This window comes from Oceanobacter sp. 3_MG-2023 (genome assembly GCF_030688925.1).
GTDB lineage: Bacteria > Pseudomonadota > Gammaproteobacteria > Pseudomonadales > Oceanobacteraceae > Oceanobacter.
The window spans coordinates 82,160-97,455 of sequence record NZ_JAUYVX010000006.1 but is presented as its reverse complement, the minus strand read 5'-3'; the positions used below and the strand labels follow the sequence as shown (position 1 = coordinate 97,455).

General features: G+C 55.2%; 17 protein-coding genes. 11 read left to right on the top strand and 6 right to left on the bottom strand.

Annotated features, from left to right (window positions below; translation table 11 throughout):
• The first annotated feature begins 19 nt into the window (after positions 1–19).
• The 3 genes from Q8W32_RS07420 to Q8W32_RS07410 all read left to right on the top strand — a co-directional run bounded on the left by Q8W32_RS07420 (position 20) and on the right by Q8W32_RS07410 (position 4,084).
• Positions 20–1,435, top strand: coding sequence for an acetyl-CoA carboxylase biotin carboxylase subunit (locus tag Q8W32_RS07420; RefSeq protein WP_305414364.1), 1,416 nt, complete (start codon positions 20–22; stop codon positions 1,433–1,435).
• A gap of 15 nt (positions 1,436–1,450) precedes the next feature.
• Positions 1,451–3,250 (top strand): sodium-extruding oxaloacetate decarboxylase subunit alpha, encoded by a 1,800-nt coding sequence (oadA, locus tag Q8W32_RS07415; protein WP_305414362.1) that lies wholly within the window; start codon positions 1,451–1,453, stop codon positions 3,248–3,250.
• Positions 3,251–3,412: 162 nt separating this feature from the next.
• Positions 3,413–4,084 (top strand): carbonic anhydrase, encoded by a 672-nt coding sequence (locus tag Q8W32_RS07410; protein ID WP_303432797.1) that lies wholly within the window; start codon positions 3,413–3,415, stop codon positions 4,082–4,084.
• A 46-nt stretch (positions 4,085–4,130) separates the two neighbouring features.
• On the opposite strand, the gene Q8W32_RS07405 is transcribed toward Q8W32_RS07410, so the two are convergent.
• Positions 4,131–4,388, bottom strand: coding sequence for a GlsB/YeaQ/YmgE family stress response membrane protein (locus Q8W32_RS07405; RefSeq protein ID WP_303432799.1), 258 nt, complete (start codon positions 4,386–4,388; stop codon positions 4,131–4,133).
• 306 nt (positions 4,389–4,694) lie between these two features.
• Between Q8W32_RS07405 and Q8W32_RS07400 the strand changes: the two genes are divergently transcribed.
• Positions 4,695–5,033, top strand: coding sequence for a hypothetical protein (locus tag Q8W32_RS07400; protein ID WP_305414360.1), 339 nt, complete (start codon positions 4,695–4,697; stop codon positions 5,031–5,033).
• A 16-nt stretch (positions 5,034–5,049) separates the two neighbouring features.
• On the top strand, positions 5,050–5,628 hold the full coding sequence (locus Q8W32_RS07395; protein ID WP_303432801.1) for a hypothetical protein: 579 nt from the start codon (positions 5,050–5,052) through the stop codon (positions 5,626–5,628).
• Between the two features lie 9 nt (positions 5,629–5,637).
• Here the strand turns inward: Q8W32_RS07395 and Q8W32_RS07390 are convergent, their stop codons facing one another.
• Both Q8W32_RS07390 and Q8W32_RS07385 read right to left on the bottom strand, forming a co-directional pair.
• Complete coding sequence (locus tag Q8W32_RS07390) at positions 5,638–6,447, bottom strand: inner membrane protein YpjD (protein ID WP_303432802.1); 810 nt, start codon at positions 6,445–6,447, stop codon at positions 5,638–5,640.
• Positions 6,448–6,600: 153 nt separating this feature from the next.
• Positions 6,601–7,284, bottom strand: a complete 684-nt coding sequence (locus Q8W32_RS07385) for a DUF2461 domain-containing protein (protein WP_305414358.1) — start codon at positions 7,282–7,284, stop codon at positions 6,601–6,603.
• A 470-nt stretch (positions 7,285–7,754) separates the two neighbouring features.
• Here Q8W32_RS07385 and ffh point away from each other — a divergent pair, with 470 nt between their 5' ends.
• Both ffh and Q8W32_RS07375 read left to right on the top strand, forming a co-directional pair.
• Complete coding sequence (gene ffh / locus Q8W32_RS07380) at positions 7,755–9,176, top strand: signal recognition particle protein (RefSeq protein ID WP_303432806.1); 1,422 nt, start codon at positions 7,755–7,757, stop codon at positions 9,174–9,176.
• A 142-nt stretch (positions 9,177–9,318) separates the two neighbouring features.
• The gene (locus Q8W32_RS07375) at positions 9,319–9,846 is read left to right on the top strand and encodes a DUF3087 family protein (RefSeq protein WP_303432808.1); all 528 of its coding nucleotides are present in this window, start codon (positions 9,319–9,321) and stop codon (positions 9,844–9,846) included.
• Here the strand turns inward: Q8W32_RS07375 and Q8W32_RS07370 are convergent.
• The 3 genes from Q8W32_RS07370 to Q8W32_RS07360 form a co-directional block, all read right to left on the bottom strand.
• Positions 9,843–10,244, bottom strand: a complete 402-nt coding sequence (locus Q8W32_RS07370) for a NifB/NifX family molybdenum-iron cluster-binding protein (protein WP_303432809.1) — start codon at positions 10,242–10,244, stop codon at positions 9,843–9,845. The two genes, Q8W32_RS07375 and Q8W32_RS07370, sit on opposite strands and share 4 nt — an antisense overlap.
• Positions 10,245–10,421: 177 nt before the next feature.
• A complete protein-coding gene (cueR, locus tag Q8W32_RS07365) occupies positions 10,422–10,823 on the bottom strand; it encodes a Cu(I)-responsive transcriptional regulator (RefSeq protein WP_303432810.1) in 402 nt (133 codons plus the stop codon).
• A 97-nt stretch (positions 10,824–10,920) separates the two neighbouring features.
• Positions 10,921–13,497 carry a heavy metal translocating P-type ATPase gene (locus Q8W32_RS07360; RefSeq protein WP_305414356.1) on the bottom strand — a complete coding sequence of 859 codons (2,577 nt, stop codon included), beginning with the start codon at positions 13,495–13,497 and terminating at the stop codon, positions 10,921–10,923.
• Between the two features lie 314 nt (positions 13,498–13,811).
• Between Q8W32_RS07360 and Q8W32_RS07355 the strand changes: the two genes are divergently transcribed.
• The 4 genes from Q8W32_RS07355 (at position 13,812) to Q8W32_RS07340 (ending at position 15,224) form a co-directional block, all read left to right on the top strand.
• Positions 13,812–14,012, top strand: a complete 201-nt coding sequence (locus Q8W32_RS07355; protein ID WP_303432812.1) for a heavy-metal-associated domain-containing protein — start codon at positions 13,812–13,814, stop codon at positions 14,010–14,012.
• Between the two features lie 107 nt (positions 14,013–14,119).
• The gene (locus tag Q8W32_RS07350) at positions 14,120–14,521 is read left to right on the top strand and encodes a hypothetical protein (RefSeq protein ID WP_303432813.1); all 402 of its coding nucleotides are present in this window, start codon (positions 14,120–14,122) and stop codon (positions 14,519–14,521) included.
• The gene (locus Q8W32_RS07345) at positions 14,521–14,835 is read left to right on the top strand and encodes a rhodanese-like domain-containing protein (RefSeq protein WP_303432814.1); all 315 of its coding nucleotides are present in this window, start codon (positions 14,521–14,523) and stop codon (positions 14,833–14,835) included. Before Q8W32_RS07350 ends, Q8W32_RS07345 begins: the two co-directional genes overlap by 1 nt.
• Before the next feature lie 2 nt (positions 14,836–14,837).
• Entirely contained in the window at positions 14,838–15,224 is a 387-nt protein-coding gene (locus Q8W32_RS07340) for a hypothetical protein (protein ID WP_303432815.1), read from the top strand.
• Positions 15,225–15,296 lie beyond the last annotated feature (72 nt).

Genomic DNA, 15,296 nt, shown 5'->3' with positions numbered 1-15,296 from the left:
CATGTTCGAGGCTTGACTCATGTTGAAGAAGGTACTGATCGCCAACCGTGGCGAAATTGCAGTGCGTATTGTGCGCGCTTGCGCCGAAATGGGAATTCGCTCGGTTGCCATCTACACCGAACCCGATCGTTATGGCCTGCATGTCAAACGAGCGGACGAAGCCTATTCGTTAGGGGACGATCCGTTAGCGGGTTATCTGGACCCTCTGCGACTGGTGAATCTGGCAGTCTCGACCGGTTGTGATGCCATCCATCCCGGTTACGGTTTTTTGTCTGAAAACGCGGAATTTGCCCGCCTTTGTGAAGCAAAAGGCGTTACCTTTATTGGCCCCAAATCGGCGGTGATTCATGGCATGGGTGACAAAACCCAGGCCCGTGATTCGATGCGGGCGGCGGGTGTGCCGGTTACGCCCGGTTCCGACGGTAACCTGGCAGACATTAGCGAAGCGTTAACGCTGGCAGAAGAGGTCGGCTACCCGGTGATGATCAAGGCCACTTCCGGTGGTGGTGGTCGGGGGATTCGCCGCTGCGACAGCCCGGAAGAATTACGCCAGCAGTACCCCCGAGTCATATCCGAAGCGACCAAGGCCTTTGGTTCTGCCGATGTATTTCTGGAAAAGTGCATCGTTAATCCCCGCCATATCGAAGTACAGATTCTGGCCGACAGCCAGGGAAATGTCATACATCTGTACGAACGCGACTGTTCGATCCAGCGTCGCAACCAGAAACTGATTGAGATTGCACCCAGCCCACAACTCACGCCGGAGCAGCGTGAGTATGTGGGCACTCTTGCCGTCAAGGCCGCCGCTGCGGTGGGCTATGAAAATGCCGGTACGGTTGAGTTCCTGCTGACCGGCAACAAGGTGTATTTCATGGAAATGAACACGCGGGTTCAGGTAGAGCACACCATTACCGAGCAGATTACCGGCGTCGATATTGTGCGCGAACAGCTGCGTATCGCTGCGGGTTTACCGCTCAGTTATCGTCAGCAAGACATCAGTTATCGCGGCTTTGCCTTGCAGTTCCGTATCAATGCCGAAGACCCCAAAAACGACTTTTTGCCCAGCTTCGGTCATATCACCCATTACTACGCGCCGGGTGGCCCGGGGGTTCGGGTAGATACAGCGATATACACCGGTTACGACATTCCGCCTCATTACGATTCCATGTGTCTGAAGCTGATTTGCTGGGCCTTGACCTGGGAAGAAGTGATCGCCCGGGGTAAACGGGCCATCGATGATATGCGTTTGCGCGGAGTCAAAACCACAGCACCTTATTACCAGCAGATTCTGGCTCATCCAGATTTTGAAAAAGCGGTGTTTGATACCAGTTTTGTACCCAGCCACCCTGAGCTGATGAACTACTCAGAAAAACGAGACCCCAGTGAAATTGCCCTGGCGCTGGCCGCGGCCATCGCAGCCCATATGGCCGCCTAATCGAGGAGATTGAACATGACCAAGAAGCCAGTACAGGTAACCGACGTCACACTGCGTGATGCTCACCAGTCGCTGATTGCTACCCGCCTGCGTACCGAAGACATGCTGCCGATCTGTGAAAAAATGGATCAAGCCGGATTCTGGTCGCTGGAAGTCTGGGGTGGGGCAACGTTTGATGCTTGCGTCCGTTTTCTGAAAGAAGACCCCTGGGAACGCTTGCGCCAACTGCGGGCGGCGTTACCCAACAGCCGTTTGCAAATGCTGCTGCGAGGCCAGAACCTGCTCGGCTACCGCCATTACGCCGATGATGTGGTTGAGGCATTTGTCCATAAAGCGGCAGCAAACGGCATGGATGTGTTCCGGGTTTTTGATGCCTTGAATGACCTGCGTAACCTCGAAACCGCGATGAAAGCGGTCAAGGCCGCAGGCAAACACGCCCAGGGCACTATCTGTTACACCACCAGCCCGGTACACACGCTGGATCTGTTTGTGCAGCAAGCCAAGGACCTGGTCAATATGGGAGCCGACTCCGTTGCCATTAAAGACATGGCCGGTCTGCTGACACCGTATGGCACTTATGACCTGGTCAAGGCGCTGAAAGAAGCGGTGGACGTAGATATTGTGATCCACAGCCACAGCACTTCCGGTCTGGCGCCGCTGTGTCAGATGAAAGCGATTGAAGCCGGTGTCGACCGGATAGATACCGCGATTTCTTCCTTTGCCAGTGGTACCAGCCATCCGGCCTGTGAATCACAGGTGGCCGCGTTGAAAGGCACCGAATACGATACCGGGCTGGATCTGGAAGGGCTGGGCGAGATCGCCGATTACTTCCGTGATGTGCGCAAAAAATACCACCAGTTTGAATCCGAGTTCACCCGTGAAGATGTCTCGGTGCAAATCAACCAGGTGCCCGGGGGCATGATGTCCAACCTCGCCAACCAGTTGAAAGAACAGAATGCCCTCGACCGGATTCGCGATGTATTTGCAGAAATTCCACGGGTACGTGAAGACCTCGGCTTCCCTCCTCTGGTGACGCCGACTTCTCAGATTGTCGGCACCCAGGCGGTATACAACGTGTTGGCAGGGGAGCGTTACAAAACCATCACCAACGAAGTCAAACGTTACCTGCAAGGGGGATACGGCAAGGCACCGGCGGCCGTGAACGCCGAACTGCAACAGCAAGCGATTGGTACGGAAGGTATTATTGAAACCCGTCCGGCGGATTTGCTGGATGCCGAAATGGCGCGCCTGAAAGCCGATATCGGCGAGTTGGCCCTTAATGACGAAGACGTACTGACCTTTGCCATGTTCCCGGATCTGGGGCGTGAATTCCTGCAGCAGCGTGCTGCCGGTACATTGATGCCCGAAGCGCTGCTGGCGGCGGATGTCGACAGCAAAAGCAAAATGGGTGTGGCCACCGAGTTCGTTATCGATGTGCACGGAGAAAGCTACGATATCGCAGTCACCGGCGTTGGTGATTTTGGGGCTGGCAAGCGCAAGATCTATCTCAGTATGGACGGCGTGCCACAAGAAGTGATCTTTGAACCGTTAAATGAATATGTTGATGACGGTGCCAGCAAAGGCCGTAAACGCGCAACGGAACCCGGTCACGTCACGGCCACCATGCCAGGTAATGTGGTGGATGTGCTGGTCAAGGAAGGCGATACCGTCAAAGCCGGTCAGGCAGTTATGGTGGCAGAAGCCATGAAAATGGAAACTGAAATCAGCGCCAATATCGCCGGTGTGATCCAGGCGGTTTATGTCACCAAAGGGGATCGCGTCACTCCCGGCGAAGTGCTGATCGAGATCGGCTGAGCCACTTCGTTTACGCACACCGGCAATCTGCTACCCAACTCACCATGCTGATGGAATGACTCCGATGATTCACATCAAAAGAGATGTGTTGATTACGCGGGTGACGTAATCTCCCGGCTTATAAATCGGAACAACCGCTTGATGGCATTTTGAGGAAGAGAGATGAAAAAACTGGTGCAGGGTGTGCTGAATTTTCAGCAAAACATCTACCCGAAAAATAAAGATTTGTTTGGTGAGCTGGCCGATGGCCAAAGCCCGGATGTCCTGTTTATTACCTGTTCTGATTCCCGCATTGATCCTAACCTGGTCACCGGTTCAGAACCTGGCGACCTGTTTATTTGCCGCAACGCCGGCAACATTGTGCCGCCACCCTCGAACTTCACCGGGGGGATGACGGCTTCCATTGAATACGCTGTTGCGGTACTCGGGGTGCGCCATGTGATTATCTGTGGCCATACCGACTGCGGCGCGATCAAGGGGGCGCTGGATATTCAGGCGATCAAGGATCAGGGTTTACCACACGTAAAAGAATGGCTGGGGCACTGCCGTTCCGCCATGGATATTGTGCGTGAGCGTCATGGCATCGCCTGGAATACACCGGTAGACACCTGTTATCTGAATGAGGCCATCAGCCAGAACGTTTTGCAGCAGGTCGCCCATATTCGGACGCATCCTTGTGTGGCCGCCAAGGTGGCCGCCAAAAAGATTTATCTGCATGGCTGGGTGTATGACATCAAGAGCGGCGATATTTTGTGCAGCGATGAACAGTGTGAAGACTTTATGCCGTTTGCCGAGCGTTACGCAGACCATATCAAGGCACTCGCTGACAGCTGACACAAGGAACCCAATATTGCTTCCGGCAGAGGTTGGCCTGATCCTTTTACGGATCGGGCTTTTGCATGACGTCACCAATGTACAGCAAGAGTAATGCCCCGACCGTTGCCATCAGGGCCGAACCAATAAAACCAATGGCGGCAAGGTCGGTGAGCGCAAAGACAAGACCACCAATAAACGCCCCGACAATACCAATTATCAGATTGACAATAATCCTGAAGCCACCTTCTTTTTTTAGCGTACTGATCAGCCATCCGGCAGTCGCGCCAATGAATAAAAACACCAATAAATTCGCTAACTCCATGATTTCCCCTCCTCTCTTGTTTATTGGCTGATGTTGTACCCGTCGCCATGCCTGCCTTTGGATTGATGTGCCTTGCATAGTTCAAGAAAATCGATAATGACACATGAAATCAATGTGATGCCTGATGTTCAGCATTGACAAAGTATCAGAGTGTTTCTGACAGCCTTGTCGGGTTGATGACAAAAAAGCCTACGAAACCCTGGGCAAAGAGGTCAAAAGGGCGGTTTTTACCCTGGCCCCTGGCTTGCTGACGTATCAAGGACACCTTCATTCAAAGCATAGCGTCAGACGCTACAGGAGCCAGTTATGTCAGCGACATTTGAACTGAAAACGACGATCAGCCAGGCATTTACGTTTGAACTGCTCAGTAGTCGTGGCCACTCACTGCTGTTGGGCGGTGATTACCCGACCAAAGCCGAGGCCGAACAAGGAATCAAGGACGTGCAGCTGGGTTCGTTGATGGGACATCAGATTGCAGCAGGCCGAACCCCTGCAGGTGAGACCTTTTTTGTTATCAAGGACACCCAAGGCCAGATCATTGCCAAAAGTGCGTTATTTGGAGATCAGATGTTGTTCGACAACGCCCTGCACGCCGTCAAGGATAACGCCTGCATTGCAGCGATTGCTGATTTGACGACAGCCTGACAAGTGGAGAAAGGCGATGAATAATGAGCTGACTATTCTGAAAGAATTGGCAGTCGTGTCTGTTACCCGGGCGGAATGGCTGGAAATTCACCGTACGGTGGCTGGCCATGTGCCGGGTAGCGACTTTTCACAGACCTTTGAGGCGATGGTGCAGGATGTATTGAAGGTCTACGATTTTGTCGGCGACATCCTGTCTCCCTTTGTGGCACTTAACTCAGTGGCCGCTTTTGAGGCAGGCTTTGATTCGTTGATGGCCACCTATCAGGCTGGGTATCTGGCGGAAGCCAGCAAGCCCAGACACTACTGTGACGACGCCTACGAGCACTTTATCGAGATACAGCAAAGCAAGGTATTCAATACCCGCTATCCACTGCTGAAGCACACGTTTGACCGGCTGGATTACATCGTCGACAAGTTCATCGCCAATGACGCCTGGCTGGTGATGAGTATCGAAACCGTGATGAAACGCCTGAGTCGCTGGCTGAATGGCATTGCCGAACTGAAAAAATCCGATGGTGAGGATGCTTTCTGGGTGTATCAGGGGCTGATGGCCAGTATCTGTGACTATTTGCAGTTACTGAACCAGCGCCGCTGATTGCTGGTTTTATCGATCGATCAGTACTTCCAGCACAAACTTGGAACCGAAGTAGGACAGCACCAGAAAACCGGTACCGATTAACGTCCAGCGGCTGGCTGTGACACCACGCCAGCCAAAGCGATAACGACCAAACAGCAGCAAGGCAAATACCGACCAGCCAATCGAGGCAAAAGCGACCTTGTGAATCAGATGCTGCTCTTTCAGATCCACCACACTCGGCCAGCCAATGGCAAACGCCATGGTCAGTAGAATCATACCCAGCCAGATCATCTCAAACAGCAGCACATCCATGGTCTGTAGCGGTGGCAAGGCCTGGATCAGGCCGTGGGTCTTGTGCTTGCGCAAGTGACGGTCCTGCAAGGACAGCAGGATCGACTGCACTGCCGCAATCACAAACACGCTGTATGCCAGCATCGAGAGCATGATATGCCAGACCAGACCGTAGCTGAGATGCTGTAAAGACTCGTGGCGCTGGGACAGCGATGACACCAGCAGCACTATCACAATCATCGGGAATAACCCGACAAACAGATTCTCTACCGGTTTTTTCAGACTGGAAAACAGCAACAGCAAGGTAATAAGCAGACCGATTACAGAGCCAATGTCATAAAAGGCGAAATTGATTCCGGACTGGTCGCTACTGTTGGTGGCGGCACTGAACACCAGTACACCCATATGGGTGAGAGAGGCCAGCATGGCCAGGGTGAGCACCATATTACGATTGGCCGGGCGATCACCACGAATGGTTTGCCACTGGCGGAAGGCAGAAAACAGATACAGGGCAGCCGCAGGAAGGGCAACAAAAAATTCGGACATAAACAGGTTTCCAAAAAGACGCGTCCAGTGTCGCACATGGCTTCCGCTTCGCAAAGCAGATGCCATGCCGAGATAACCCCGTTGGGGAGCAATTGGCATGCCGGTCAAGAGCGGCGGCTCGTTCCATCGGGATTATTCTGCTGGCGTGTTACTTCAGTATCTCAACCCAAGGGCATCGCAGAGCCAGCCCTGAAATGGACTGGCAGCCCGAAAGCGCCGGGCGACCTGATCGCAAAAGTCGGCCTGAAACAGCATGGCCGGGTCTAATGTAGTCAGGGCAATAAAATCCTTGCGCTTGATTTCCTCAATGTGCGGATGTTCCTTGTCGTAACCCCGGGGTGGCCGGATCAGGCGGTCACCCGCCAACTGAAAGTATTGCTGGAAATCATCGTTCGCCATGGCATCCAGATAATGGGCCGGTCGTTCTGCCAGCGCGTCGCGAATCCTGCCCAGTGAGGGCGAATCCGGGTGCCAGACACCCACGCCGATAAATACCTCGTCCGGTTCAATGTGCAGGTAAAACCCCGGCGCATGGACATCCTTGCTTGATTCGTGGCGAAACTGGATGCCGACATTCAGCTTGTACGGCGTTTTGTCCTTCGAAAAACGGGTATCCCGGTACGGCCGCATTAACGATCCGCCCACTTTTTTGGCCACTGCGGTGTAATACGGAGAGATGGCACGAACTTCCATTTCCATCGCCGCGATAAACGCCAGCGCCGGGCCTCGCACCTGCTGTTCGTATTCGGCCTTGTGTTGTTGAAACCAGGCCTTGTTGTTGTTCTCTCGCAGTTGTTGCAAAAAAGTCAGTAATTCCGGTGAAAAAGCCGTAAACATCGTGTTGCTCTCCCAAGAGGTGGCGGCGATGGCATGAGTTCCCGCGGCCGCGTTTGATTGGTTGCCAGAACCCCGGTAGCCAGGCAATCGGCTTTGCCTGGTCGGCGCTGGTGTCGAGCTTGCCACCAACGGGTATGGTTCGGGTAACGTCGACTGTGACGAATTCGCCCAAGGGTGTGAAGATAACCGCCTTTAAAGAGGGTATACTCGGGGGGACATCTATTTAATCCGGTGCTCACTCTGGGCCACTGGATGGTTTCGAATCACGAAGCCGACTTGCAGGCCTGACGGGTCAAGTCAAAAGTCGGCGACACCGAGTCGAGATCATCCGGCAGCCCCTGAACAACGGCAACACTCGCGCAGAGCCGTGCAAGATTAAATCGATGTCCTCTCAAGGCTATTTTTCGCAAACGAAGCGCCGGTCCGGTTATCCAGTCCCGGCCAGACGTACCAGCATACGAGTTGTCATTATGTTCGAAAGTTTGACCGACCGACTTGGCAAAGCCCTTAAAAGCATTTCCGGCCAGGCCAAGTTAACCGAAGAAAACATCAAAGGCACTGTGCGTGAAGTTCGCATGGCGCTGTTGGAGGCCGACGTGGCCTTGCCCGTGGTGAAAGCCTTTACCGATCAGGTTAAAGAGCGCGCCATTGGCACCGAGGTGCTGAAAAGCCTGAATCCGGGTCAGGTCTTTCTGAAAATTGTCCATGAAGAGCTGCAAAGCGTCATGGGTGAAGCCAACGAAAAGCTGAACCTGGCGACCCAGCCTCCGGCTGTTGTGCTGATGGCCGGTCTGCAAGGTGCGGGTAAAACCACCACCGTCGCCAAGTTGGCCAAATATCTGGCCGAGCGTGAAAAGAAAAAAGTCATGGTGGTCTCTGCCGACGTGTATCGTCCGGCCGCCATCAAACAGCTGGAAACCCTTGCCAACGAAGTCGGGGCGCTGTTTTACCCGTCTGATATCAGCCAGAAACCTTTGGTCATTGCCCGCGGTGCGATCGACGCGGCGAAAAAGGCCCACGCTGATGTGCTGCTGGTGGATACCGCCGGACGTCTGGCGGTCGACGATGCCATGATGGCCGAGATCAAGGAACTCCACGCCGGAATCAACCCGATCGAAACCCTGTTTGTGGTTGATGCCATGACGGGTCAGGATGCTGCCAACACCGCCAAGGCCTTCAGTGAAGCCTTGCCATTGACCGGGGTGGTACTGACCAAGGCAGACGGTGATGCGCGTGGTGGTGCGGCCCTGTCGGTGCGTCATATTACCGGCAAACCGATCAAGTTTATGGGGATGGGTGAGAAGACCGACGCGCTGGAGCCTTTCCATCCCGATCGTGTTGCTTCCCGTATTCTCGACCTGGGTGACGTACTGACCCTGATCGAGGAAGCCGAACGTAATATCGACAAGGCCAAGGCCGACAAGCTGGCGAAAAAACTGCAAAAAGGCAAAGGCTTCGATCTTGAAGACTTCCTCGACCAGTTGCAGCAAATGAAAAATATGGGTGGCCTGACCGGTATGCTCGACAAGTTGCCGGGTATGGGCAACATGAACCAGATGGCGAAACAAACCACCGCCGCTGAAAGCCAGTTCAAGCAGATGGAAGCGATTATTTTTTCCATGACGCTGGACGAGCGCCGTTTCCCGGACAAGATCAACGGTTCCCGTAAAAAACGTATTGCCAACGGCTCTGGCTCCCAGATCCAGGACGTTAACCGGGTGCTGAAACAGCACAAGCAAATGCAGAAAATGATGAAAAAAGTCACCGCCAAAGGTGGCATGAAAAAAATGATGCGCGCCATGGGTGGTATGGGTGGCGGCGGTATGGGCGGTCCGGGTGGCGGCTTGCCACCGGGCTTTGGCGGTGGTGGCGGTATGCCACCCATGCGCTAGGCCATCAGCTGGTCAATCAACCAGTCGATACCCAAAGCCTGATGTGGTTATCCCCGTCAGGCTTTTTTTATGCCGTTACCTGCTTAACAACCCATTCTGTTTTATGCTGCGGCTTCTTTTTATCGATACAGGAAGGATGATTGTGCAGTTGCGTCCCATAGATAAAAGCAGCTACAAAAAACGTCTTAATCAAGTGCAGGGAGGCGCGGTGGTGGCCTTGCTGGTACTGGCGCTACTGTTCTCTGAACTGTATCGGGGGTTATGGGCCAATGGTGAGTCCAGCACCTGGTTAAATGCGCTGGCTGTCGCCACGGCTGCGGGGCTGGTCGGGTTGGTCTTTAATATCATCAAGGACAAACCCTGGATGGCGGACGTGGTGTACCTGTGGCGCCTGAAGCAGGAGCTGAACCGGATTTATCGCAGCAGCAAGCTGATAGAACAGGCGTTGGCTGATGGCGATCGTGAGGCATTTGTGATTCAGAACTTTAACTTGCGCGGCGCCAAGCTGTTGTACACCGCCGAAGACAACACCCTGACGCTGCCAGAGTTGCAAGAGAAAATCATCGAACTGGAAGCCACTCTGGCAGAGCGGCAATTGACCGTATCCGTTGATGAATACAGCCCGGCGCTGTTGGATGCCTTTAAACAGCGGCTGAAGTCAGGAGTTTAGCGGCCGCTGACTGCCTGGCGATGCTCGGGATCGAGGCACGGCAGTTCTTCATGAGGGCGGCCGGGGGCAAGGTTGCTGTTGAGATAAGCGATGACTGCCGTGACCGGGTCAGATTCCGACGTCGCCACCAGAGTCGTGTGGCGTTCAGCCAGCCTCCGGGTGACACCTTCCCCGGCCGATCCGCAAATCGCAATATCCACCTCGTGTAATGGGTGCCGGTTACCGTCACCGCGGACATGCCATTCATGCAAGCTGCCTGCTGGTGACAAGGTCAGGTTCCAGACCAGTTCGGGCTGGCCCTGTGAGATGGCATAGACATGCCAGTGTGCTGCTCGGCCAGCGTGGGGAGATACGCTGCCGTTGTCTTGTACGGCAACAGCGATCAGGGTGTCTGTCATGGGAGTTCCTCCGGTTAATGGCGTTATGCTAAAACGGGAAGGCATTGCGAATTTGATCCGTCGCAGGCAAGGGCACATCAACCGGACGAAAATGTCCAGAATGGCATGACTGAGCATTGAGTGGTGCACTGACGCTTGTACCGGTTGTGCTGAACTGGCTGTTATTGATATCGCCAGTTATTTCTGCGGCTGAGGATTGGCGATTTCTTCCAGAATCGGACAGTCCGGGCGATCGTCACCGGCACAGCCTTGCAGCAGCGATTGCAAGCTGCTGACCATGGCTTGCAGCTCTGTAATGGTGTGATTCAGCACGTCAATATGTTCGGTGGCCAGGCGTTTGACGTCTTCGCTGTGGCGAGACTGGTCTTGCCACAGGGCCAGCAGTTCTCCGGTTTTTTTAATCGAAAATCCCATATCCCGGGCGCGACGGATAAACCTCAGTGTATGAATATCGGCCGAGGAGTACTGGCGATAGCCTGCAGCGCTGCGTCCCGCAGGCTGGATCAGGCCAATATTCTCGTAATAGCGCAGCATTTTGGCACTGATGCCTGAGGCGCGGGCGGCGGCTCCAATGTTCATGCTGGTCTCCTCTCTTGTGGGACAATCGTGTGAAGGGTCAACCGTGTGAAGGGTCAACCGTGTGAAGGAGCCATTGTTGTCTGGAAGATCACCGTGATCAGGCCAGACGGACACGGTTAAGTCGCAAGGCATTGCCAATAACAAACACCGACGACATGGCCATGGCTGCGGCCGCAACGGCGGGGGATAACAACCAACCGAAGGATGGATAAAACACCCCGGCCGCCAATGGCACCAGAGCTGCGTTGTAGGCAAAAGCCCAGAACAGGTTCTGGCGAATATTGGTCATGGTGGCCTTGCTCAGGGCAATAGCCGTGCGGGCACCGTTAAGGTTACCCGACATCAGTACCACGTCGGCGGCTTCAATGGCGACGTCGGTGCCTGTTCCAATCGCCATGCCGATATCGGCGGCGGCCAGTGCCGGGGCATCGTTGATGCCGTCACCAACAAAGAGCAATTGTTGGCCTGTCGGGAGTTTGTTCTTGAGCTGTTGCAAGGCGTCGACCTTGCCGCTGGGTAATACCTCGGCAATCACCTGATCGATCCCCAGTGTCTGTGCAATGGCCGCGGCGGTGTGGTGGTTGTCGCCGGTAATCATTACCACCTTGAGACCCAGCTGGTGCAAACCGGCAATGGCGGCGGGGGTGCTGGCCTTGATCGGGTCAGAGACGGCGATAATGGCGGCGAGTTGGCCTGCCAACGCCACATACAGTGGCGTTTTGCCTTCCTGGCCGAGTCGGGCAGCGGTATGGGCCAGCGGGCGAATATCGATGCCGAGTTGTTGCATCAGTCGATCCGATCCCAGTGCAATGGTCTGCATCTGTTTATTTTGCGTGACGTCTGTCATCACCCTGGCGGTTACCCCCAAGCCCGCAAGCGAGGCGAAGTCGGAGCAGGTCGGCAGGTTCAGTTGTCGTTGCTGCGCGGCATCTTCAATGGCGCGGGCAATGGGGTGTTCGGAGTGTTGTTCAACCGCCGCGATCATGGCCAGCAGAGAATCTGCTTCAAGATCCGGGGTGACGTCGAAATCGGTCAACGCCGGTTTGCCCTCAGTCAGGGTGCCGGTTTTATCGCATGCAATCATCGCCACATCCTGTAACTGTTGCAGGGCCTCTCCTTTGCGGAATAACACACCGATGGCCGCCCCGCGCCCGGTGCCGACCATCAGCGAGGTGGGGGTGGCCAGCCCCATGGCACAAGGGCAGGCAACAATCAGCACCGCGATGGCGTTGACCAGGCCAAAGGTTAATGCCGGTTCAGGCCCAAAGATCAGCCATACCCCAAAAGTCAGCAAGGCCAGCGCCATAATGGTAGGCACAAACCAGAGTGTGACCTTGTCGACCAGGGCCTGAATCGGCAGTTTGGCCCCCTGGGCCTGCTCGACCATACGAATAATCTGCGCCAGTACGCTGTGTTCTCCAACGGCGGTTGCCTGCAGGGTCAGGGCACCGGACTGGTTCAGGGTGCCACCGGTAACGCTGTCGCCGGGTTGACGGTGAACGGCTACCGGCTCTCCTGTCAGCATGGATTCGTCGACATAGCTGTCTCCTGCCACTACTTTGCCATCCACCGGGATGCGCTCACCGGGCCGCAGTTCGATACGATCTCCCGCTACTACATCGGCGAGGGCGATTGTGACCCGCTGGCCATTACGCTGTACCCGTGCTGTCTGGGGCTGCAGTCCCATCAGGTGGCGAATGGCGGCGGAGGTTTTCCCCTTGGCCCGGGCCTCCAGCAAACGCCCCAGCAGAATCAGCGTGACGATTACCGCCGCGGCTTCGTAATACACGTGCACGGTGCCGTGTGGCAGCAAGCCGGGTGCCAGTGTGGCGATGGTGGAGAACCCCCAGGCTGCCAGCGTACCGACCGCCACCAATGAATTCATATCGGGTGCGGCATGCAGCAGGGCGGGAATGCCCCGCAGATAAAATCCTCGTCCCGGACCTAGCAGCACCAGCGTGGTCAACGCGCCTTGTATCAGCCAGTTGGTGTGTTGGCCCAGAACGGTCATAAGCCACTGCTGCAGCACTGGCACCAAATGGCCTCCCATGGCCAGCATAAACACTGGCAAGGTCAGGGCCACGGCCAGCCAGAAGTCGCGCTGGTATATTCTGGCTTCGGCGTTGCGCTTGGCCTGGGTGTCCAGCGACGCTTGCCCAGCGGGTTCGGCGCTGCTGATGGCGCGGGCGCCAAAACCGGCTTTGTCGATCACGGTGATCAGGTGTTCGGCGGTGGTGCCGGGCAGACATTGGATGCGTGCCTGTTCCGTACTCAGATTAACCTCGGCCTTGATGACGCCAGCCTGCAGATTGAGTTGTCGTTCGATACGACCGGAGCAGGACGCACAGGTCATGCCTTCGATGGCCAATTCTATGGGGGGCGGCAGATGCACTTTGTACCCGGCGAGGGTGATGGCGTCCATCAGGGCCTGTACCGACAGGCTGGCCTGGGGGGGTGTCGATGATCCGGCGGGTGCTGGTCTGGCTGTTACGGTGGCGGTTTCCGTCGCCAGATTAACGTTGGCGTCTTCGACACCGTCGACGTGGAGCAGTGCTTTTTGCACTCTGGCAGCGCAGGAGGCGCAGGTCATGCCATCGATACGCAGCTGCACTGTGTGTTCTGCGAGAGCCACGGTTGGGTCGGTGGCTGGGCTGGTGGTAGCAATGGCAGACATGGCATCTCCTTGTCAGGTTGTCAGGTCGAATAAAGCGTCAGTGTTGGCGGTGCCAGTTAATCAGCGGCGACGAGAGGGACAGGGTAAACCTTCCCATTATGGCAAGGTAAACCGAATCAGGATAAATCCGTCAGCCTGTACCCTGTCCATCGAGCCAGATCAATAGAATGGTATTTGGCGTTGCGGTTGTATTGACCTTGTCATGGGGACAGGGCTCATATGAAAGCGGTGTTGAATCATCAACATAGCATCAGAACCCACATTAAAATCACCGCGGCGGAGCACAGATACCCGCCGATAAAACAGGAGTCATCATGATGAAACTCAGTGTCGAAGGCATGACGTGCAGTGGCTGTGTTAACGCGGTTACCCGCATTATTACTGGACTGGATGATCAGTCTGAAGTCCAGGTGTCGCTGGCAAGCGGGCTGGTAGAAACCAATGCCCGGGTCGCGGCAGCCGAGTTGATCGCGGCGTTACATGAGGCTGGCTTCCCGGCTCACGAGCAAGGGTAACCGAATCATAGCGGCCAATAGCCCTTCTGTGAGGCAGGCCCAGCAAGCTGGCAGACTCTTTGCAATACCTCTTTGTGAGTTGGCAATTGACTAGGGAGACTGCCGTTATGACACTGTATTGCGGGGCATATTTGCCAGAAAGCGGGTTATCAGACAGCCCGTTTGTCGGGGCGCTGACAAGGGTTGCAGCAAAACTGACAAGTATGAGCGGGCGTCAGACCAACACGGAAGATCCTCATCTGGATCTCTACTTTCTGGTGCCGGGCAGCACCGATGTACCGCCGTTTCGGGGGATGCGTTTTCATTCATTTGACCGCACCAATCGGCGTTTGCGGATCGAATCCTCGGTCCCTGCGCATATGGTTGGGTCCCGTCACTGTCAGGCCTATGTACTGGCGGCGATTCAGGATGCGGTCGAAAACGCCGCCGACTTCTTTTCGCGTGAACATATCGAGTTTGATCACCAGTCCTACGACTCCATGATCAGCCGGTTAGTGGAGACGCACTGATGACCGATCCCGTCAAAATGATTCTGTGTGAAGACATCCAGAATCTGCTCGACAAGCCCGATCTGTTGCTGCTCGATTGTCGCGATGTTGGCGACTATCGCAGCCATCATCTTGAAGGGGCCTTGCATGCCCACGACAGCCTGATCGAAAGTCTGGTGCGCAAGGGCGACAAGCAACGACCGATCCTGATTTATTGCTACTCGGGTCATCGCAGTGAAAACCTGTGTGAGCTGTTTGGCGGCTTCGGTTTCAAACAGGTTTATAACCTTGGTGGAGGCTACCTGCGCTGGCAGGAGCTGCAAGTGGCAAGCTGATTATGAAAACCACCATGCAGACCGACCCGGCAGGTATCCGGGTCGGCGAATTGAATATCTGGGCGATGGACAAGGATCAGGATATCAAGCACCTGTTGCTGCTGCTGACAGAACAGCTGGGGGAGGATGGGTTTGCGATTGACGAACGCATCCTGACCGATCTGCGAGCGGTGTATATTTGTGATCTGGACGAACCGGAAATGCGCGCTTACCTGTATACCCTGGGTCAGGCGCCAGGTCGTTATGGCGTTCATCTGGAGTACCCCGAGTCATCGGAAGCCAATCCGGTGTACGACGTGTTTGAAAACCTGTCACTGCCATCACTGGTCAGTATCCTGGCTGTGCATCTGGATGTGAATGAAATCCAGCCTTTGCCTGTATTGCATTAACCGCGTCTTGCATTAACCACATCTTATGCTGTGTCCTGCAGTAACCGCCCTGCATTCACTGATGGCAGGCTG